Annotated in this window: 17 protein-coding genes; 10 read left to right on the forward strand and 7 right to left on the reverse strand. The window is 70.3% G+C overall.

The annotated features are described in order from the left end of the window. Positions 1 to 119: 119 nt before the first annotated feature. Entirely contained in the window at positions 120 to 398 is a 279-nt protein-coding gene (locus BC793_RS39110) for a hypothetical protein (RefSeq protein WP_203896544.1), read from the reverse strand. A gap of 248 nt (positions 399 to 646) precedes the next feature. Between BC793_RS39110 and BC793_RS39115 the strand changes: the two genes are divergently transcribed. Beyond that, entirely contained in the window at positions 647 to 1,216 is a 570-nt protein-coding gene (locus BC793_RS39115; RefSeq protein ID WP_146246655.1) for a hypothetical protein, read from the forward strand. A 30-nt stretch (positions 1,217 to 1,246) separates the two neighbouring features. On the opposite strand, the gene BC793_RS39120 is transcribed toward BC793_RS39115, so the two are convergent. Then, entirely contained in the window at positions 1,247 to 1,774 is a 528-nt protein-coding gene (locus BC793_RS39120) for a hypothetical protein (RefSeq protein ID WP_146246656.1), read from the reverse strand. A gap of 219 nt (positions 1,775 to 1,993) precedes the next feature. On the opposite strand from BC793_RS39120, the gene BC793_RS39125 reads away from it, so the two are divergent. Then, positions 1,994 to 2,638 (forward strand): HAD family hydrolase, encoded by a 645-nt coding sequence (locus tag BC793_RS39125; protein WP_109601670.1) that lies wholly within the window; start codon positions 1,994 to 1,996, stop codon positions 2,636 to 2,638. A 109-nt stretch (positions 2,639 to 2,747) separates the two neighbouring features. Next, positions 2,748 to 3,617: a hypothetical protein gene (locus BC793_RS39130; RefSeq protein ID WP_146246657.1), complete on the forward strand. Its 870-nt coding sequence runs from the start codon at positions 2,748 to 2,750 to the stop codon at positions 3,615 to 3,617. Positions 3,618 to 3,634: 17 nt separating this feature from the next. On the opposite strand, the gene BC793_RS39135 is transcribed toward BC793_RS39130, so the two are convergent. Next, positions 3,635 to 4,921, reverse strand: coding sequence for a hypothetical protein (locus tag BC793_RS39135; protein WP_109601672.1), 1,287 nt, complete (start codon positions 4,919 to 4,921; stop codon positions 3,635 to 3,637). Between the two features lie 82 nt (positions 4,922 to 5,003). Between BC793_RS39135 and BC793_RS39140 the strand changes: the two genes are divergently transcribed. Continuing rightward, positions 5,004 to 5,360 carry a VOC family protein gene (locus BC793_RS39140; protein WP_109601673.1) on the forward strand — a complete coding sequence of 119 codons (357 nt, stop codon included), beginning with the start codon at positions 5,004 to 5,006 and terminating at the stop codon, positions 5,358 to 5,360. A gap of 21 nt (positions 5,361 to 5,381) precedes the next feature. On the opposite strand, the gene BC793_RS39145 is transcribed toward BC793_RS39140, so the two are convergent. Continuing rightward, on the reverse strand, positions 5,382 to 6,002 hold the full coding sequence (locus BC793_RS39145) for a winged helix-turn-helix transcriptional regulator (RefSeq protein ID WP_203896543.1): 621 nt from the start codon (positions 6,000 to 6,002) through the stop codon (positions 5,382 to 5,384). A 141-nt stretch (positions 6,003 to 6,143) separates the two neighbouring features. On the opposite strand from BC793_RS39145, the gene BC793_RS39150 reads away from it, so the two are divergent. Continuing rightward, on the forward strand, positions 6,144 to 7,085 hold the full coding sequence (locus tag BC793_RS39150; RefSeq protein ID WP_158319507.1) for an alpha/beta fold hydrolase: 942 nt from the start codon (positions 6,144 to 6,146) through the stop codon (positions 7,083 to 7,085). A gap of 7 nt (positions 7,086 to 7,092) precedes the next feature. On the opposite strand, the gene BC793_RS39155 is transcribed toward BC793_RS39150, so the two are convergent. Next, the gene (locus BC793_RS39155; RefSeq protein ID WP_239170557.1) at positions 7,093 to 7,731 is read right to left on the reverse strand and encodes a GNAT family N-acetyltransferase; all 639 of its coding nucleotides are present in this window, start codon (positions 7,729 to 7,731) and stop codon (positions 7,093 to 7,095) included. A gap of 123 nt (positions 7,732 to 7,854) precedes the next feature. Here BC793_RS39155 and BC793_RS39160 point away from each other — a divergent pair, with 123 nt between their 5' ends. Further along, positions 7,855 to 8,415, forward strand: a complete 561-nt coding sequence (locus BC793_RS39160; RefSeq protein ID WP_109601756.1) for a GNAT family N-acetyltransferase — start codon at positions 7,855 to 7,857, stop codon at positions 8,413 to 8,415. Positions 8,416 to 8,490: 75 nt separating this feature from the next. Continuing rightward, on the forward strand, positions 8,491 to 9,309 hold the full coding sequence (locus BC793_RS39165) for a hypothetical protein (RefSeq protein ID WP_203896542.1): 819 nt from the start codon (positions 8,491 to 8,493) through the stop codon (positions 9,307 to 9,309). Here the strand turns inward: BC793_RS39165 and BC793_RS52505 are convergent. Beyond that, complete coding sequence (locus tag BC793_RS52505; protein WP_275416291.1) at positions 9,290 to 11,986, reverse strand: carbohydrate-binding protein; 2,697 nt, start codon at positions 11,984 to 11,986, stop codon at positions 9,290 to 9,292. The genes BC793_RS39165 and BC793_RS52505 overlap by 20 nt on opposite strands. A 237-nt stretch (positions 11,987 to 12,223) precedes the next feature. On the opposite strand from BC793_RS52505, the gene BC793_RS39175 reads away from it, so the two are divergent. Genes BC793_RS39175 through BC793_RS39185 form a run of 3 tightly spaced genes read left to right on the forward strand, consistent with a single transcriptional unit; the run spans position 12,224 to position 13,954 of the window. Next, positions 12,224 to 12,553, forward strand: coding sequence for an ArsR/SmtB family transcription factor (locus BC793_RS39175; RefSeq protein WP_109601757.1), 330 nt, complete (start codon positions 12,224 to 12,226; stop codon positions 12,551 to 12,553). Then, positions 12,553 to 13,263, forward strand: a complete 711-nt coding sequence (locus BC793_RS39180) for a cation efflux transmembrane domain-containing protein (protein WP_109601758.1) — start codon at positions 12,553 to 12,555, stop codon at positions 13,261 to 13,263. The genes BC793_RS39175 and BC793_RS39180 overlap by 1 nt, the downstream gene beginning before the upstream one ends. Before the next feature lie 10 nt (positions 13,264 to 13,273). Beyond that, the gene (locus BC793_RS39185) at positions 13,274 to 13,954 is read left to right on the forward strand and encodes a class I SAM-dependent methyltransferase (RefSeq protein WP_109601678.1); all 681 of its coding nucleotides are present in this window, start codon (positions 13,274 to 13,276) and stop codon (positions 13,952 to 13,954) included. Between the two features lie 28 nt (positions 13,955 to 13,982). On the opposite strand, the gene BC793_RS39190 is transcribed toward BC793_RS39185, so the two are convergent. Beyond that, on the reverse strand, positions 13,983 to 14,399 hold the full coding sequence (locus tag BC793_RS39190) for an arsenate reductase ArsC (protein ID WP_109601679.1): 417 nt from the start codon (positions 14,397 to 14,399) through the stop codon (positions 13,983 to 13,985). Between the last annotated feature and the right edge of the window lie 30 nt (positions 14,400 to 14,429).

Here is a 14,429-nt window from a genome sequence, read left to right on the forward strand (position 1 = left end):
CGAAACCATTATCTACTGGGCGGCAATCCTTCAGATGACCCGCCGCCACGCCCGTACCACAACCACCGCTATATAGATCAGAAACAGGCTCTATAGCCCTGTCGCCGCTGCTGCCCGACCTACTGCGCGGCCCGCAACGCCGCGGCGACTTGGACGACATTCAGATCGACGACGGCCTCCTCGCCATCCCACACACCGCGTTCGCTGATGGCCAGACCGATCCAGGCCAGTTCAGCAGCATCGTCACGCATTTCGTATTCTTCGCGACTCTCCTCGCCGAACCCACCCGATTCCTCACGGTCCCAGGCGGCGATCGCCGATTCGGCCAGAGATCGAGGCAACCGCACACTGATCCGATTGACCTGGGACTCCAGCCGAGTACCGATCGCTGCGAGCACGGTCCGGTCATCCCGGTATCGCCAAGTACTGCTCATGGTCGCCCACGACCTGAGGCTACTGGGAGCCTAGACCGGTGAACGTTACTGGTCAGGGCACTAGCCGGAGCTGTCACGGATCATCTGGCCTAGACCCGTAACGCATCAAGTGGCGCCCGGCATTGGTAGGCAGCAGTGGGAGGCAGCAGTGGGAGGCAGGTGGCGGCGACGACGCCTATCGCCTGTTGCCCCTGGTTGCGACAATCGGCGCCGTGTCGTTCCTCGATCGGATAACGCCCTTCCTCTGGCTCGTCGTGGCCGTCTGCACCATCGGGCTGGCCTCCGAAGTGGTCGGCATCGCGCAGCAGATCCCCGTCCAGCGCGGCATCGACGCGCACACCGTCCGGCTCCCCGGCACCTTCGTCGAGCTGGACAAGGAGGGGAAGTTCCACGACGACAAGCACATCGTCTCGTACGCCTACGCCGACCGTGGCTTCCGAACGCCGCTACGGGGGCTGCCCGGCAACCCGGACGTCGGCGCGAAGGTGTGCGTGGAGATCGACGCGACCCGGCCCGAGAACATGCGCCCCTGCGACACCCTCGGCGGGCTCGGTGACAGCCTGGCCGGCCTGGGCTGGGGCAGCGCCTTCCTCCTGCCCGCGCTTCTGGCCCTGTGGTCGCGCAACGACTTCGACTTCGGCTGGAGTATCGACTGGCGGGGAGAGTACCGGCGGCCCGAACGCCCCCACCCGTCGACCCTGCGGCGTAAACCGACCCGCCGGGACCGCAAGCGGGCCCGTAAGGCCGAGCGCGAGGCCGAGGACGAACTGTTCGGACGGTGACGCCCCCAGCATCCGGGGTGCCGGCGCCGGTCAGGCCCGGCAGTACCTCTCCTGCGCGAGACGGCCGGATTCGGTGGCCTGCGGGTCGGGGCACCCGACGACGTCGCTCTCGGGGTCGGTCCAACCGATCAGGGTGCCGCTGGTGGTGGTGCCGTCGGAGCAGGTGCCGGTGAAGTCGACCGTGACGGTGCGGACCGCCGCGTAGGCGACGTGGATACCGTCGGCGAGCCGGTGCCGTGTCCTGACGACGGCCACCGCGTCCTCGCCGGGGCTGCGGTCGGTGGAGAACCGCGCCGCCACCTCGGGGGCGAGCAGCCGCAGGACGTCAGCGATCGTGCCGATGCCGGCGGCGGTCCAGGTGACGCGTCCTCTCTCCGTGTCGCCGGCCACGGTCACGTCACTCTCGATCCGGCCGTTCGTCATCACGACGCGCTGGGCGGTGGTGACCCGCCGGCCGTGTACCACCGGTGTGGCTGCCTGCACCGACGTCAGGGCACAGGTGGGCGTCAGCTCGAATCCGTTCGGCCCCCACGATCCGGACGGAGCGCCGGTCGTCACGCCGCCGACCACGCACCCCGGGAGGGCGGTCAGCGAGAGGGCGAGGGGTACGGCGATTCTCCCGAAGCCCGCCGTGCCGGGACTTCGACGTCGCCGAGGATGCCGGTCAGCACGTCGCGCAGGTCGCCGAGGGCTGCCGGATTCCGCCACGGGCCGGAGTCTACGGCCCGTGGCGGACCCGCCCGCCGGCGTAGTGCGCGGGGTGAAAGGATCAAGAAGGTGAAGAAGTACATCCTCTTCGATCATGACGGCGTTCTGGTCGACACCGAGTCCTGGTACTACCTGGCCGGCGAACGTGCCCTGGCAGACATCGGCGTCACCCTGGACAGGGAGCGGTATCTGCGGGACATGAGCCGCGGATGGGGCACCTGGGAGCAGGCCCGAGCCGCCGGTGTCGACGAGCAGACCATCGCCAGGCAGCGTGCGGTCCGCGATCGGTACTACCAGGAGTATCTGAGGACCGAGGACATCGAGATCGACGGTGTCGTCGACGCCCTCGCCGAGTTGTCGCGGCATGTTCGAATGGCCATCGTGACGACCGCGAAGCGCGTGGATTTCAACATCATCCACGAACGCCGCCAGATCACGCGGTTCATGGATTTCGTCCTCGCCCGCGGGGACTATGAGCTCGCCAAACCGCACCCGGAGCCCTACCTGACCGGCTTGCGGCGTTTCGGGGCCACACCGGAGGAGACCCTGGTCGTGGAGGACTCCTCCCGGGGGCTGAACTCCGCCGTGGCGGCCGGCATCGACTGTGCCGTCGTCCACAACGACTTCACCGCGTCACAGGACTTCGCTGGGGCCGCCCATCGCATCGGCTCTCTGATGGAGCTGAAGGACGTCGTCCTTCACCGGCGTGCGTGACCGGCGGGGGCGGGTGTTCCCGAGCTCACGTACCGGCCGGCCCGCTGGTCAGGGCGTCCACATCCGGTAGTCGGTAGTATCCACGGACAGTTCGAACTCTGGAGCGTTGATGACCTACCCTCCACCGCCCGGACAGCCGCCCTTTCCGCCGTCCCCCGGTGAGCCGCTCCCGCCGCCCGTCGACCCGTATGACTCCCCGCAGCACACGGCGCCGCTCTACGCTCAGCCCGACTACGGACGACCCGGCTACGGGCAGGCGGCCCCCACTCATCCCGGTTACGGCCAGCCGGTTCAACCCGGCTACGGCGGGCCGGGTTATCCGACGGCACCGCCCTCACCCGCGGCCACGTCCCGGACGGTGATGATCGCCCTGCTGTCGGCGGCGATCGCCCTGGTCCTGCTCGTGGGCGGCGGCGTCGCCGTCTACCTGATCGGTGAGAACAGCTCCCGCGAAAAGAAGGACACCGTCACACAGGGTACGAGTCCGAGCGCCGGTCCCAGCGCGAGCGCGCAGCCGGCACCGGATGGGATCAGCATCAGTGAGCCGGACACCCTGAACGGCCACGCCAAGATCGAGGCCAAGGAGTTCTCCTCGCTCACCGGCGAACTGGAGAAGGTGCTGGAGGGCTATCCGGGCGCGGCGAACGCGTTCGGAGCCGTCTACGGTTCCCCGGCCGACAAGAAGATGATCGCGGCCATCGCGGCCGAGGTCGACATCGACGACCCGCAGCGGATGCTCGACACCGTGTTCCAGTCGTTCAGCGGCGAGAACCAGCTGACCGGTGTCTCACCGGCCAGCACCGGCTCGCTCGGCGGCGTGGCCCAGTGCGGCAGCACCACCGTCGGCAAGGAGAACATGGCGATCTGCGGCTGGGCCGACGAGGGCAGCGTGGGAATGTTCCTGTTCCTCTACCAGACCGCGGTCGACGTCAAGGGCGACTTCCCCGACATGCGAGCGGAGATCGAGACGAAAGACTGATCGGGCGGCTGTCCGGCCTATGTCTGAAGCTCGGGAAAGCAGCTTCGTGCGTAGTGACCGAGATTCTTGGCGTTGTCGTACGCGACACCACCGGCCGGTGGGCGATCGGCGCCGGGGCGGGGTACGTCACGGGCGAGCCGGCGTACCCGGGGGGTCTTGTCCAGGTGGGAGGTCCATTGCCGCCACGGCCCGTCGTAGCGTGGCTGGAACCGGCGCCCGTCGATGTCGTCCGCGGTGGGAAGTCGTGGGAACACGCCGTCGAGGAACTCCACCAGGCCGTACGGCCGGCCGCTGCGTTCTTCGACCTGGTGGCAGTAACACAGCACCCAGGCGTCCTCGCGGCATCCGATCGCGTACACGTCGCCGCCCCGGGGCTCCCCCCGTAGTTCGGGCGGCAGCGGCGCGGCCCGCACCGTCCTGGCAGCCGGCCGTCGGGGCGGCGCCGCCGGCGGCCGGGGAGGTGCGGTCGGCCGGTCGAGGTGGCCGAAGAGCCGGTCGACGAGCGGTTCGGTGATGCCGTGCCCGGCGGTCCAGAACGACAGTGGGGCGCTGACCTCGACGCGGACGCTGGGGCGTTCGTCGCGCTGCCGGGCGGTGGTGAATCGGGTGAGCATCCCGGGATGTGACGGCGTCTGGAGTATGCCGAGGAAGGCGAGATCTTCCAGCAGGGACGTGTACGCGCCGAGTCTCCGCCCGCCGGGAAGCAGATCGCGGGCGCGCAGTGCCTGCGCGGCCTGGCCGGGGCGGGTGGCCGGTGGCAGCGCCCGCAGCACGTCGAGGATCTCGTGGAGGGTCCACACGTCGTGCGGTCCGGGTACCGGCACCGGCTGGGTGACGTCCTCCAGCACCAGGACGTAGGCACAGACGTCTCCGGGCAGCGGTGAGTCATGCTCGCGGAGCCGCCATGATCCGGTGGTGTCCACGGTGACCGTCGCGTCGACGAAGCACACGTCGCAGGTTCGCCGGCCGGCCGGGTAGGGGTGGGCCGGCATCGCCCCGGCGAGGGCCACCGCCGGCAGTGGTCCCCGCCAGCGCGGCGGCGCCGACCCCAGGCCGGCCACGAAGGCGTCGGCGGCGGTGCGCTCGTCGACCGTGGCGGCGAGCGCGCGCAGGCGCGTCACCGCCTCGTCGTGGGTGAAGGTCCGGAAGGTGTTGGGCGCCAGTCCACGGTCCGCGAGGGCCCGCAACTGCTCCGGTGTGATCGTCGCCGGTATGTGGTGGGCGTGCCGGCCGTGGACGTCCAGGTAGGCGTTCGCGGCGGCGTAGATCCGGTCGAGCAGGGCGAACGCCTCCTGGTGATCCACGACGGCGAGGATAGCCCAGCCGTACGACGACGCGGGTGTTATCCGTTTGAAGCGGGCCCGGCCCTGCCCTAGGGTGCTGCGGATGAGACTGCGTCACGTGACCGTCGATTGTGCGGACCCCTATCAGCTGGCCACGTTCTGGAGCCGGTTGACCGGCTGGCCGGTCTCCGGAATCGATCAGCCCGGCGACGACGAGGTGCTCGTCGAGGCGCCCGACCCGGTGCCCGGTCTGCTGTTCGTCCGGGTGGCCGAGCCGCGCACGGTCAAGAACCGGGTGCACCTCGACTGGAAGCCCGACGGGCGGTCCCGCGACGAGGAGGTCGACCGGGCCGTCGACCTCGGAGCCACCATCCACGAGGACCACCGCGGTCCCGAGGACCGTGGCTGGGTGACGTTGCGCGACCCCGAGGGCAATGAGTTCTGCATCGAACGACAGTGACGTCGACGGCGTCTCGCGACGTCAGCTCTCGGGTATCGGAGCCGGGGCCAGGTCGAGAGGCCACGGGAAGTCCGGGGCGACCCGCCTGCCCCAGGCATACAGTTGCTCGAACAACGGCTTCGACGCGGCGCCCACCCCGGTCAGGGCATATCCGCCGGTCGACAGCTTCTCGACCAGACCCAGATCGGTCAGCTCGCGGAGCTCCCGTGCCAGCGACGGCTTGCTGATCGGGTCGAGGAGCCGCTGAATCTCCGAGAACCTGCGGGCGCCGCCGGTCAGCGTGTGCACCACCCACACCTTCCACCGGCCGCCCAGGCTGACCAGCCAGTCCGTGTCGCCGCGGGTGTCGAACCACTCCCCCCACTCGAGCAGATGACGCAGAATGGGCTCCTGCTGCCGTCCCGTGGACGTCAACGAATACTCCACCCGGATCCGGCGCTCCGGGAAGACCACCCGGCGGACCACGCCCGCCTGCTCCAGCGCGCGTAGCTGAACGACGAGCATCTGCCGGCCGGCATCGGGCATGCGCCGGCGCAGATCGGACAACCGCAGCGGACCGTCGAGCAGGTGGACCATGCTCCAGAACATCCACTTGCCGCCCACGCCCGAACCGCCGTAGGGGCATACCAGCAGCTTGCTCACCCGCCCCATCACGAACCCCCGCAAGGTCGCATAAAATTGCTCTATTCTGCACGCTCGTTTCCCGCAATACCGTCTGATCGTATCGAGGCGACACGAGAAAACGGGGAACGATAAATGCGCAGGATAATCAGAATCGCGGCCGTGATCGCCGCCATCGTGGTGCTGGCGAGCACCGGACTGATTCTGTGGGAGCCGGGCTCACCTCCCGCATTCGCCCGGGCGGAGACGGCGCGCGGCCCGATGACGTACGACCTGGACGGCACCGACGGTCCGGTGGTCCTCTCGGTGCACGCCGGTCTGGGCGGCGCCGACCAGGGCCGGCTGTTCGCCCGCTTTCTGCGCGACGGCGGCTTCCGCGTTCTGAGCCCGTCGCGGCCCGGTTACCCCGGCACGCCGTTGAGCAGCGGCCGAACCCTGGAGGAACAGGCTGATCTGCTCGCCGCCCTGCTGGACAGCCTGCACATCGAGCAGGTGGGGCTCTTCGCCGCCTCGGCCGGGGCCCCGGTCGCGTACACCTTCGCCGCCCGCCATCCGGACCGGGTCTGGGCTCTGATCTCGGTGGCCGGCGTGAGCCTTCCGAATCCGGACTGGACGCCGTCCACGCCGGTTCGCCGGTTCTTCGTCGACAAGGTCGTCCAGAAGATCGCCTACCTCACCGGCTCGATCTCCGTCGACACGATCGTCTCCGCGACTCTCGACGAGACCAGCCTCTTCACCGCGGCCGAGAAAACGGAGCGGAAGAATCACATCATCGGCGATCCCGACGTCAGAGATCTTTTCACGGCGATGGTGGAAACCACTTTCCCGTACGAGGAGAGGATGCCGGGCACCGACAATGACGCCCGGCAGGCGAGGAATCTGGCACTTCCGCTGCGCGGGATAAGCACGCCCACACTGGTCGTGCACGGCCTCGCGGACGGTGACGTCCCGTTTCGCGACGGGGAGAATGCCGCCGCCCTGATCAGCGGTGCGCAGCACCATTGGATGCCCGGTGAGGATCACCTCGGCTTCTGGCTGAGCCCGCGGGCCGCCGACCACCAGCGCGTCGCCCGTGACTTCCTGCTGACCCACACACCCCGGTGAGGCGCAGTCACGCCGCTTCCCGGCGCAGGCGGGTGTTGAGCCCGTGCTTCACCTCGGGCCAGTCGTCGTCGGTGACGGCGTACACGACGGTGTCACGCCATGAGCCGTCGGCGCGGCGGCGATGCTTGCGCAGTATCCCCTCCCGGCTTGCGCCCAGCCGCTCGATCGCGGCCTGCGCGCGTTCGTTGAGGACGTCGGTGACCAGCGTGACCCGGATCGCGCCGAGGGTTTCGAAGGCGAAGCCGAGCATCAGCAGCTTCGCCTCGGCGTTCGCGCCGGTGCCCCACCACGGCCGTCCGAGCCAGGTGTATCCGATCGTCAGGGTGCGCAACGTCGGATCGGGATCGGCGAAGGACGTCGTACCCGCGAACCGGCCCGTCGCCGTGTCGATCTGGGCGTACGGGAGACGGGCCCCGCGGGCGCGCGCGGCGAGCGCGGCAACGATGTGGGCGCGGGCGTCGTCCACGGTCACCGGCCGGGTCAGTGCCCCGGCCGGCGGGCTCTGCCATCGGAAGATCTCGGCTGCCTCGTCGTCGTCGCCGGCCGCCGCCAGGTAGTCGGCCGCGTGTTCGTACCGGAGAGGTTCGAGCCGGATCCGGTCGCCGGCCAGAGCGGGCATGGCATACCAGAGGCCGTTTTCAGTCACGGGGGCATCATCGCAGGCGCCCGAGTGTGGACCGTGGTGGCGACGCCACCGCACACTGGCCGGCTTCGCGGTGCTCCACCGATCACCGCCGAAGCGCGTGCCGTCGACTTCTATGATCCGGCGATGAACGCTCCCGTGACACTCACCGCCACCGCGACGCCGAGCACTCCCGCTCTCCTGCTTCGGCCCTGGCGCGCGGCAGACGTCACCGCGTTGATCGAGGTGTATCAGGACCCGGATCTGCGCCGGTGGACGGTCTCGCCGCTGGACGGCGCGGACGATGGACTGCGGTGGGTACGGGCCCAGGAACAGGGCTGGGCCACGGGCGACCGGTTCGCCTTCGCCGTCCTCGAAGCGGCCGGTGACGCGGTGCCGCCACGGCTGGTGGGCAACGTGGTCCTCAAGGAGGTCGCCCCCGGCAGGCCCTGCGCCCAGGTCGGTTACTGGACGGCGGCGCAGGCTCGGGGACGGGGCGTGGCCTCACGGGCCCTGGACACTCTCACCGCCTGGTCCCTCGACGCCTTCCGGGCCGACGGCCTGGAATATCTGGAACTTCTCCACCAGGTCGACAACGTGGCGTCCTGCCGCGTCGCGGAGAAGAGCGGCTACCGACTCGACAGTGTCCTGCCGCCGGCTCCCCCGGCCTACCCGCTCGACGGCCATCTGCACATCCGGCGCGCATAGTCCGGCGTCAGCGAGGATCGACGGCGCCGGAGCCCCGCACCCGCCCGGGAACTCTCTGCCGATACCGTCACCTCAGTGATTCTGCTGTTGAAGGTGGTTCTTGCTCCACTGTTGGTGGTCGGGTCCTCGTTGGCGGGACGGCGGTGGGGAGACCGGGTCGCCGGCACGCTGGTGGCGTTCCCGATCGTGGCCGGCCCGATTCTGTTGATCAGCTGTTGGGAGCACGGGGTCCGGTTCGGCGCGCGGGCGGCGACGGCGTCACTTCTCGGGCTGGTTTCGCTGGCGGTGTTCGCGGTCGTGTTCGCCCATGCCGGCCGCCGCCGGCGGTGGCCGACCACCCTGGCTCTGGCGTGGGCGGCGAGTCTGCTGGCCGATGTGGCCCTGGTGCCGCTGAGCGTCGGCCCGGGTGTCGCCGCGCTGCTGGTGCTGGTGTCGATCGGGCTGGCGTACCGGCTGATCGCCGCCATCGACGACGGCCCCACGGAGCGGACCGTGGCGGCCCCGCCGTGGTGGGATCTTCCGGGCCGGGCACTGGCCACCGGGGCGCTGGTGCTGCTGGTGACCGGCATCGCCGCGCAGGTGGGCCCGGTGGTGACGGGGATTCTGGCGCCGTTCCCGATCGCGACGAGTGTGGTCGCCGCGTTCGTGCTGGCCCGGCAGGGGCCGGCCGCGATGGTACGGACCCTCGCCGGGGTGATCCGGGGACTGGTCGGCTTCGCGGCGTTCTGTCTGGTGCTGGCGGTGCTGCTGGTCCCGGTCGGTGTCCCGGGTGCCTTCGGCGCGGCGGTGGCCGCGGTGCTGGTCGTCCAGGCGGGTGGGGCGGGGTGGGCCGGTCGTCGCAACCGTGCCCACCCGGGCCGCAGCGCGATGCCGTCTACCGGCGGGGCACGGTGACCGGCTGTCCGAGGACGGCCGGGGCGATGGTGATCTTGTCGATGTCCGGGGCGTACGCCTGCGGGTTGCCGAAGGTCAGCGAGCCGCCCGCGGTCGTCAGCGTGATCGGGACGGTCTTCTCCAGGAAGCTGTTCCACGCGTAGGTGTAGCGGAAGTAGCCGTACGCGCTGCCGCCACCGGTCTCGGTGACGTCCAGACGCCGGTCGATGACCTGCGGGTTGTAGTCGTGCCGTCCGCCGAGTTCGGCGTTGGCGTAGGTGACGGCGATGTCGTACGCCCCGGGCCGGTCGAAGCCGGGCCGCCGGACGACCTCGAAGGTGTTGGCGGCGCCGGATCCGACGTACCCGATCGACTTCCCGCCGGAGGCGTTGCTGCCGGAGGCGCCGGCATGGGTGGTGACGGCGACGGCGCCGTGCCGGATGGTGTCCTCACCCTCGATGGTGACCGCGGCCGCGTCGGCGGCGGCGACGCGGGTGGTGGTCAGCTGCTGGAGCAGCACGCCCCGCTTGGAACGGATCTCGATCTCGTTGATGCCCTGGCTCAGATGCAGGCGTACGGTCGAGCGCCACGCCCCCGCCCGGGGCGCCGACACCGTGGCGATCGCGCGGCCGTTGACGGTGACGTCGACGTCGGTGCGGCCGGTGCTGCGGTAGTCGAGGCCGACGTCGTGGTAGCCGGTCTCCCAGGCGTGCACGTACGCGTCGGCGCGCTCGCGTTTGCCGCGGATCTGACCGTGGCCGCGCGCCCGGGAGGTGTCGTAGGTGACGTGGGCGCCGCCGAAGTAGCGCAGCGTCGAGGCCGGGTAGGCGGTGGGTTCACCGTCGGTGACGTCGGTGAGCAGGAACTTGTCGAGGGTGATGTCGGAGTTCGGCAGCACGGTGGCGCCGTCCAGGCCGGCCCGCAGCGACAGGGTGTGGGTGCCGGCGGTCAGCGGGACGGTGACCTCGGAGCTGCCGCGGTACTGCCATCGCTGGACGGAGGTGAGGGCGAGGTCGGCGGTGTACTGGACGATCACCGGGTTCGCGTCGTCGACGAACAGCGCGTGCCGGCCGGGGACGCCGGGTGCCGCGCCGATCACCTGGAACCGGTAGCGGCCGGTGCGGGGCACGGTGACCGTCCACTCGGCCCGGGAGGCCGGGCGGTTGAACGAGCCTACGTCGCGGCTGCCGGAGGCGAGGAACTTCCAGCCGCCGCCGGAGAGCGGGTCCTGGTCGTAGACGGTGGCCGCGGTGAGGCGGGTGTCCTCGGCCTCGACGGCGGTGCTCCAGACGGCGCCGGCGACCGGGGTGCGGTCCTGCTCGGGGGTGATGACCACCTGGTAGGCGGCGTACCGGTCGTAGGTGGGCACGTCGAGGTCGATCGTGCCGCGGTCGAGTCGTACGCCGTCGAGGACCTTGACGACCGGCGGCGCGCCCGCGACGCCCTCGGCGCCGGTGAGGGTGATCTCGCGGACCTCGATGTCGACCCGCTTGCCGAAGACGTCCCGGTCGAGCCCGGACAGGCGTAGCGTGACCGGGCTGTCGCCGCCGCCGTACAGGACGGTGGCCCGCCGGTTGCGCTTGTCGACGGCGGCGATGCCCTGGAGCGTGTCGACGGTGTTCAGTGCGGGCGGGGTGACGGCGACGGTGCGGCTGCCGGCCAGGTCGCCGTACCACTTGAACATCCACCAGCCGGCGTTGGCGGCGTTCGTCCGGGCGCTGTTGTCGCTGAGGTTCCCGGCGTACGCCCAGTACGCGGTCTGCCCGTCGATCTTGAGGTCTTCCATGATGGACAGCCACTGGACCAGCTGGCCCGGGGTGCCCATGTCGCGCAGCATGCCCCATTCGGTGATGTTGACGTGGATCGGCGGCAGGCCCAGCCGCTTCTCCAGCGCGCGGTAGCCGGCGTAGTGCGAGCGGAAGGTGCGCAGGTTGTCGATGCCGAGCTCGTGCCAGATGAACACGTCGGGCAGTACGCCGCCGGCTTTGGCGTACCCGAGGAAGTCGGCGGAACGCTCGGGCTGCCACCGGGTGTCGCCGGGGCCGCCGATGCGGGCGTGGCCGAGGCCGTGCCGGGCGTACACCTGCTGGATCTTGTCGTAGGTCGCCGTCCAGTCCGCCAGGAAAGTGTCCTTCAGGGTGCCCCAGTCGGCGTACCAGTTGCCGCCGTCGGGTTCGTTGAACGGGATGAAGACGTAGTCCTCGGGCCGCGACGACGTGGTGGCGACGGCCTCGGTCACGAACTCCACGACCTCCAGGTAGTCCCAGATCCCGTTCGGAGTGGCGGTGTACGTCCCGTCGGCCTGGTTGTAGGTGCGGGTGTCACCGGGGCGGACGCCGCCGTGGTACGACCAGTCCGGGTAGTAGTCCTGGACGTAGATGTACATGTCCTCGCCGTGCTTGCGGAAGAACCCGTCCTCCACCTTGATCGCGTCGCCGCTCGGGTGCTGGGTGCCGTACGGCGCCTTCTGCGAGGTGTTGGTGATGTGCGCGCCGTTGATCAGGGCCTGGGTGGGTGCGCCGTCGTCGCCGAAGCCGTACAGCGTTCCGGTCGCGCCGCCCCGGAACTCGCCGGTGCCGCGGGCGAAGTCGACACTCAGCACGTCGGCCGCCGCCTCCGCGGCGGCGACGGCCTGCGGTACGGACAGGACACCGGCCGCGAGCGTGACTCCCGCGGTCAGCATGGCAAGTCTGTTCACTGATTCTCCCCACTGGTCGGCGCGCCGGACGATCTCTCGCCGGGCGACCGCAGAAACCCCACGATCAAGGACTCACGGCCACCCAGGGGTACGGCTGTCGATGTGACCGGTCACTCGCACGAGTGTGACCGGTCACATGATCCGCCGGAAGAGCGCGTTACGGATTTGTTACCACGGAGCGCCGCTCGGGCGACTCCGCACTGGAGACGGTACAGATTTCGCTGTACTGTGCGGGAGGTGGAGATCCTGACTCACGGCTCGGTGCTGGCCCGCTTCGGCCATGCACTGTCGGATCCGACCCGGGCCCGGCTGTTGCTGGCGCTGCAAGCGGGGCCCGGCTACCCGGCCGAGCTGGCCGACCTGATCGGCTGCACCCGGCAGAAGCTGTCCAACCATCTGGCCTGTCTGCGCGGCTGCGGGCTGGTGGTGGCCGTGCCCGAGGGCCGCCGGGTCCGCTACGAGCTGGCCGACCAGCGGCTGGCGCACGCGCTGGCTGACCTGCTCGGCGTGGTCCTGGCCGTCGACCCGGACGCGTGCCCGGACTCGGCCGGGAAAGGCTGCTGCTGATGACCGGTCCCCTGATTCGGATCAGCCCGGCCGGGCCCGCACCCCAGCGCCGCAGCGTGCTGAGCCGCCGGATCCGGCTACTGGTGGCCGCGACCATCACCTACAACGTGATCGAGGCGATCGTCGCGATCACCGCCGGTACGGTCGCGTCGTCGACCGCCCTGATCGGATTCGGCCTCGACTCGGTGATCGAGGTGTCCTCGGCGACGGCGGTGGCGTGGCAGTTCGCCGGCCGGGATCCCGAGCGCCGGGAGAAGACCGCACTGCGGATCATCGCGATCTCGTTCTTCGCCCTGGCCGCCTACATCACCGTCGCATCGGTACGCGACCTGATCGGTGGCGCGGAGGCCGAGCACTCCCCCGTCGGCCTGATCCTGGCCGCGCTCTCGCTGGTGATCATGCCTGGCCTGTCCTACGCCCAGCGCCGCGCCGGCCGCGAACTGGGTTCCCGCTCGGCGGTCGCGGACTCCCGGCAGACGCTGCTGTGCACCTACCTGTCCGCCGTCCTGCTGGTCGGGCTCGCGGTCAACAGCCTGTTCGGCTGGTTCTGGGCCGACCCGCTCGCGGCGCTGGTCATCGCCGCCGTCGCCGTCAAGGAGGGCCGCGACGCGTGGCGCGGGGACGCCTGCTGTGCGCCCGGCCTCACCACCACGGCGGACGCTGCCGCGGGCTGTACCGACAGCTGCTGCGCCGACACCGACATCCACTGAGGGGAGCCCGATGGCCGAGGACGAGTTGGACGGCCTGCTGGCCGAGCAGATCGCCTACTACCGGGCACGCGCGAACGAGTACGACGCCACGTACCCCCTGGACGTTCACGCCGACGCGGCCGCCCGTGCCGAACTCCTGACCACCCTGGACGGGCTCGCACCCTTCGGCCGGACCCTGGAGTTCGCCTGCGGGACCGGGCAGTGGACAGCCGAACTCGCCCGCCACGCCACGACGCTGACCGCCGTCGACGCCGCCCCCGAGGCCCTGGCGATCTGCCGCCGGCGCGTCGGGGCGGCTCACGTGGATCTGGTCGAAGCCGACCTGTTCAGCTGGCGGCCGCGGGAGCGCTACGACTTCGTCTTCTTCTCGGCCTGGCTGTCCCATGTGCCACCGCAGCGCTTCGACGCCTTCTGGGCGCTCGTCAGCGACTGTCTGACGCCGGACGGCCGGGTCTTCGTGATCGACGAACTGCCGGCGGTGGCCGCCGTGGAGCGCCCGGCCGCCGAGCAGCCCGCACCGGCCGTGCACCGCGACGTCACCGGCGGCCGGGTCTTTCGCGCCGTCAAGGTCCTCTACTCCCCCGACGAGTTGCGGGCACGACTGGAAGCCCTCGGCTGGCAAACGGAGATCAGAACGGTCGGCTGGCGGTTCTTCTCCGCATCGCTGCGCCGCGACCAGCGCGAACTCTGAGGCAGCCGGACGGCGCGGGGCTCGGGATTCAGGATCGGGAGGCGGGCAGCAGGTCGGTGAGCAGCACCTCGATGCGGGCCTTGATCTCGTCGCGGATCGGCCGAACGGACTCGACGCCCTTGCCCGCGGGGTCCTCCAGCTTCCAGTCCTCGTACCGCTTGCCGGGAAAGACCGGGCAGGCGTCGCCGCAGCCCATCGTGATGATGGCGTCGGACTCCTTCGCGGCGTCCCAGGTGAGCTTGGTCGGGGTCTGGTCGGTGATGTCGATGCCGACCTCCCTCATCGCCTCGACCGCGGCCGGGTTGATCGTCTCGGCCGGCTCGGAGCCGGCCGAACGCACCTCGACCCGGTCACCGGCGAGGTGCCGCAGCCAGCCAGCGGCCATCTGGGAGCGCCCGGCGTTGTGGACACAGACAAACAGGACGGTGGGCCTGGAGTCGCTCATGTGTTCGGTCTTCCTTCGAGGAGTGGGCGG

The organism is Actinoplanes xinjiangensis (genome assembly GCF_003148685.1).
Taxonomy (GTDB): Bacteria; Actinomycetota; Actinomycetes; order Mycobacteriales; family Micromonosporaceae; genus Actinoplanes; species Actinoplanes xinjiangensis.

Excerpts from the sequence above, each read along its gene's own strand:
- BC793_RS39190 (WP_109601679.1), bottom strand. The coding sequence starts at position 14,399 with ATGAGCGACTCCAGGCCCACCGTCCTGTTTGTCTGTGTCCACAACGCC.
- BC793_RS39130 (WP_146246657.1), top strand. The coding sequence starts at position 2,748 with ATGACCTACCCTCCACCGCCCGGACAGCCGCCCTTTCCGCCGTCCCCC.
- BC793_RS39180 (WP_109601758.1), top strand. The coding sequence starts at position 12,553 with ATGACCGGTCCCCTGATTCGGATCAGCCCGGCCGGGCCCGCACCCCAG.
- BC793_RS39185 (WP_109601678.1), top strand. The coding sequence starts at position 13,274 with ATGGCCGAGGACGAGTTGGACGGCCTGCTGGCCGAGCAGATCGCCTAC.
- BC793_RS39160 (WP_109601756.1), top strand. The coding sequence starts at position 7,855 with ATGAACGCTCCCGTGACACTCACCGCCACCGCGACGCCGAGCACTCCC.
- BC793_RS39140 (WP_109601673.1), top strand. The coding sequence starts at position 5,004 with ATGAGACTGCGTCACGTGACCGTCGATTGTGCGGACCCCTATCAGCTG.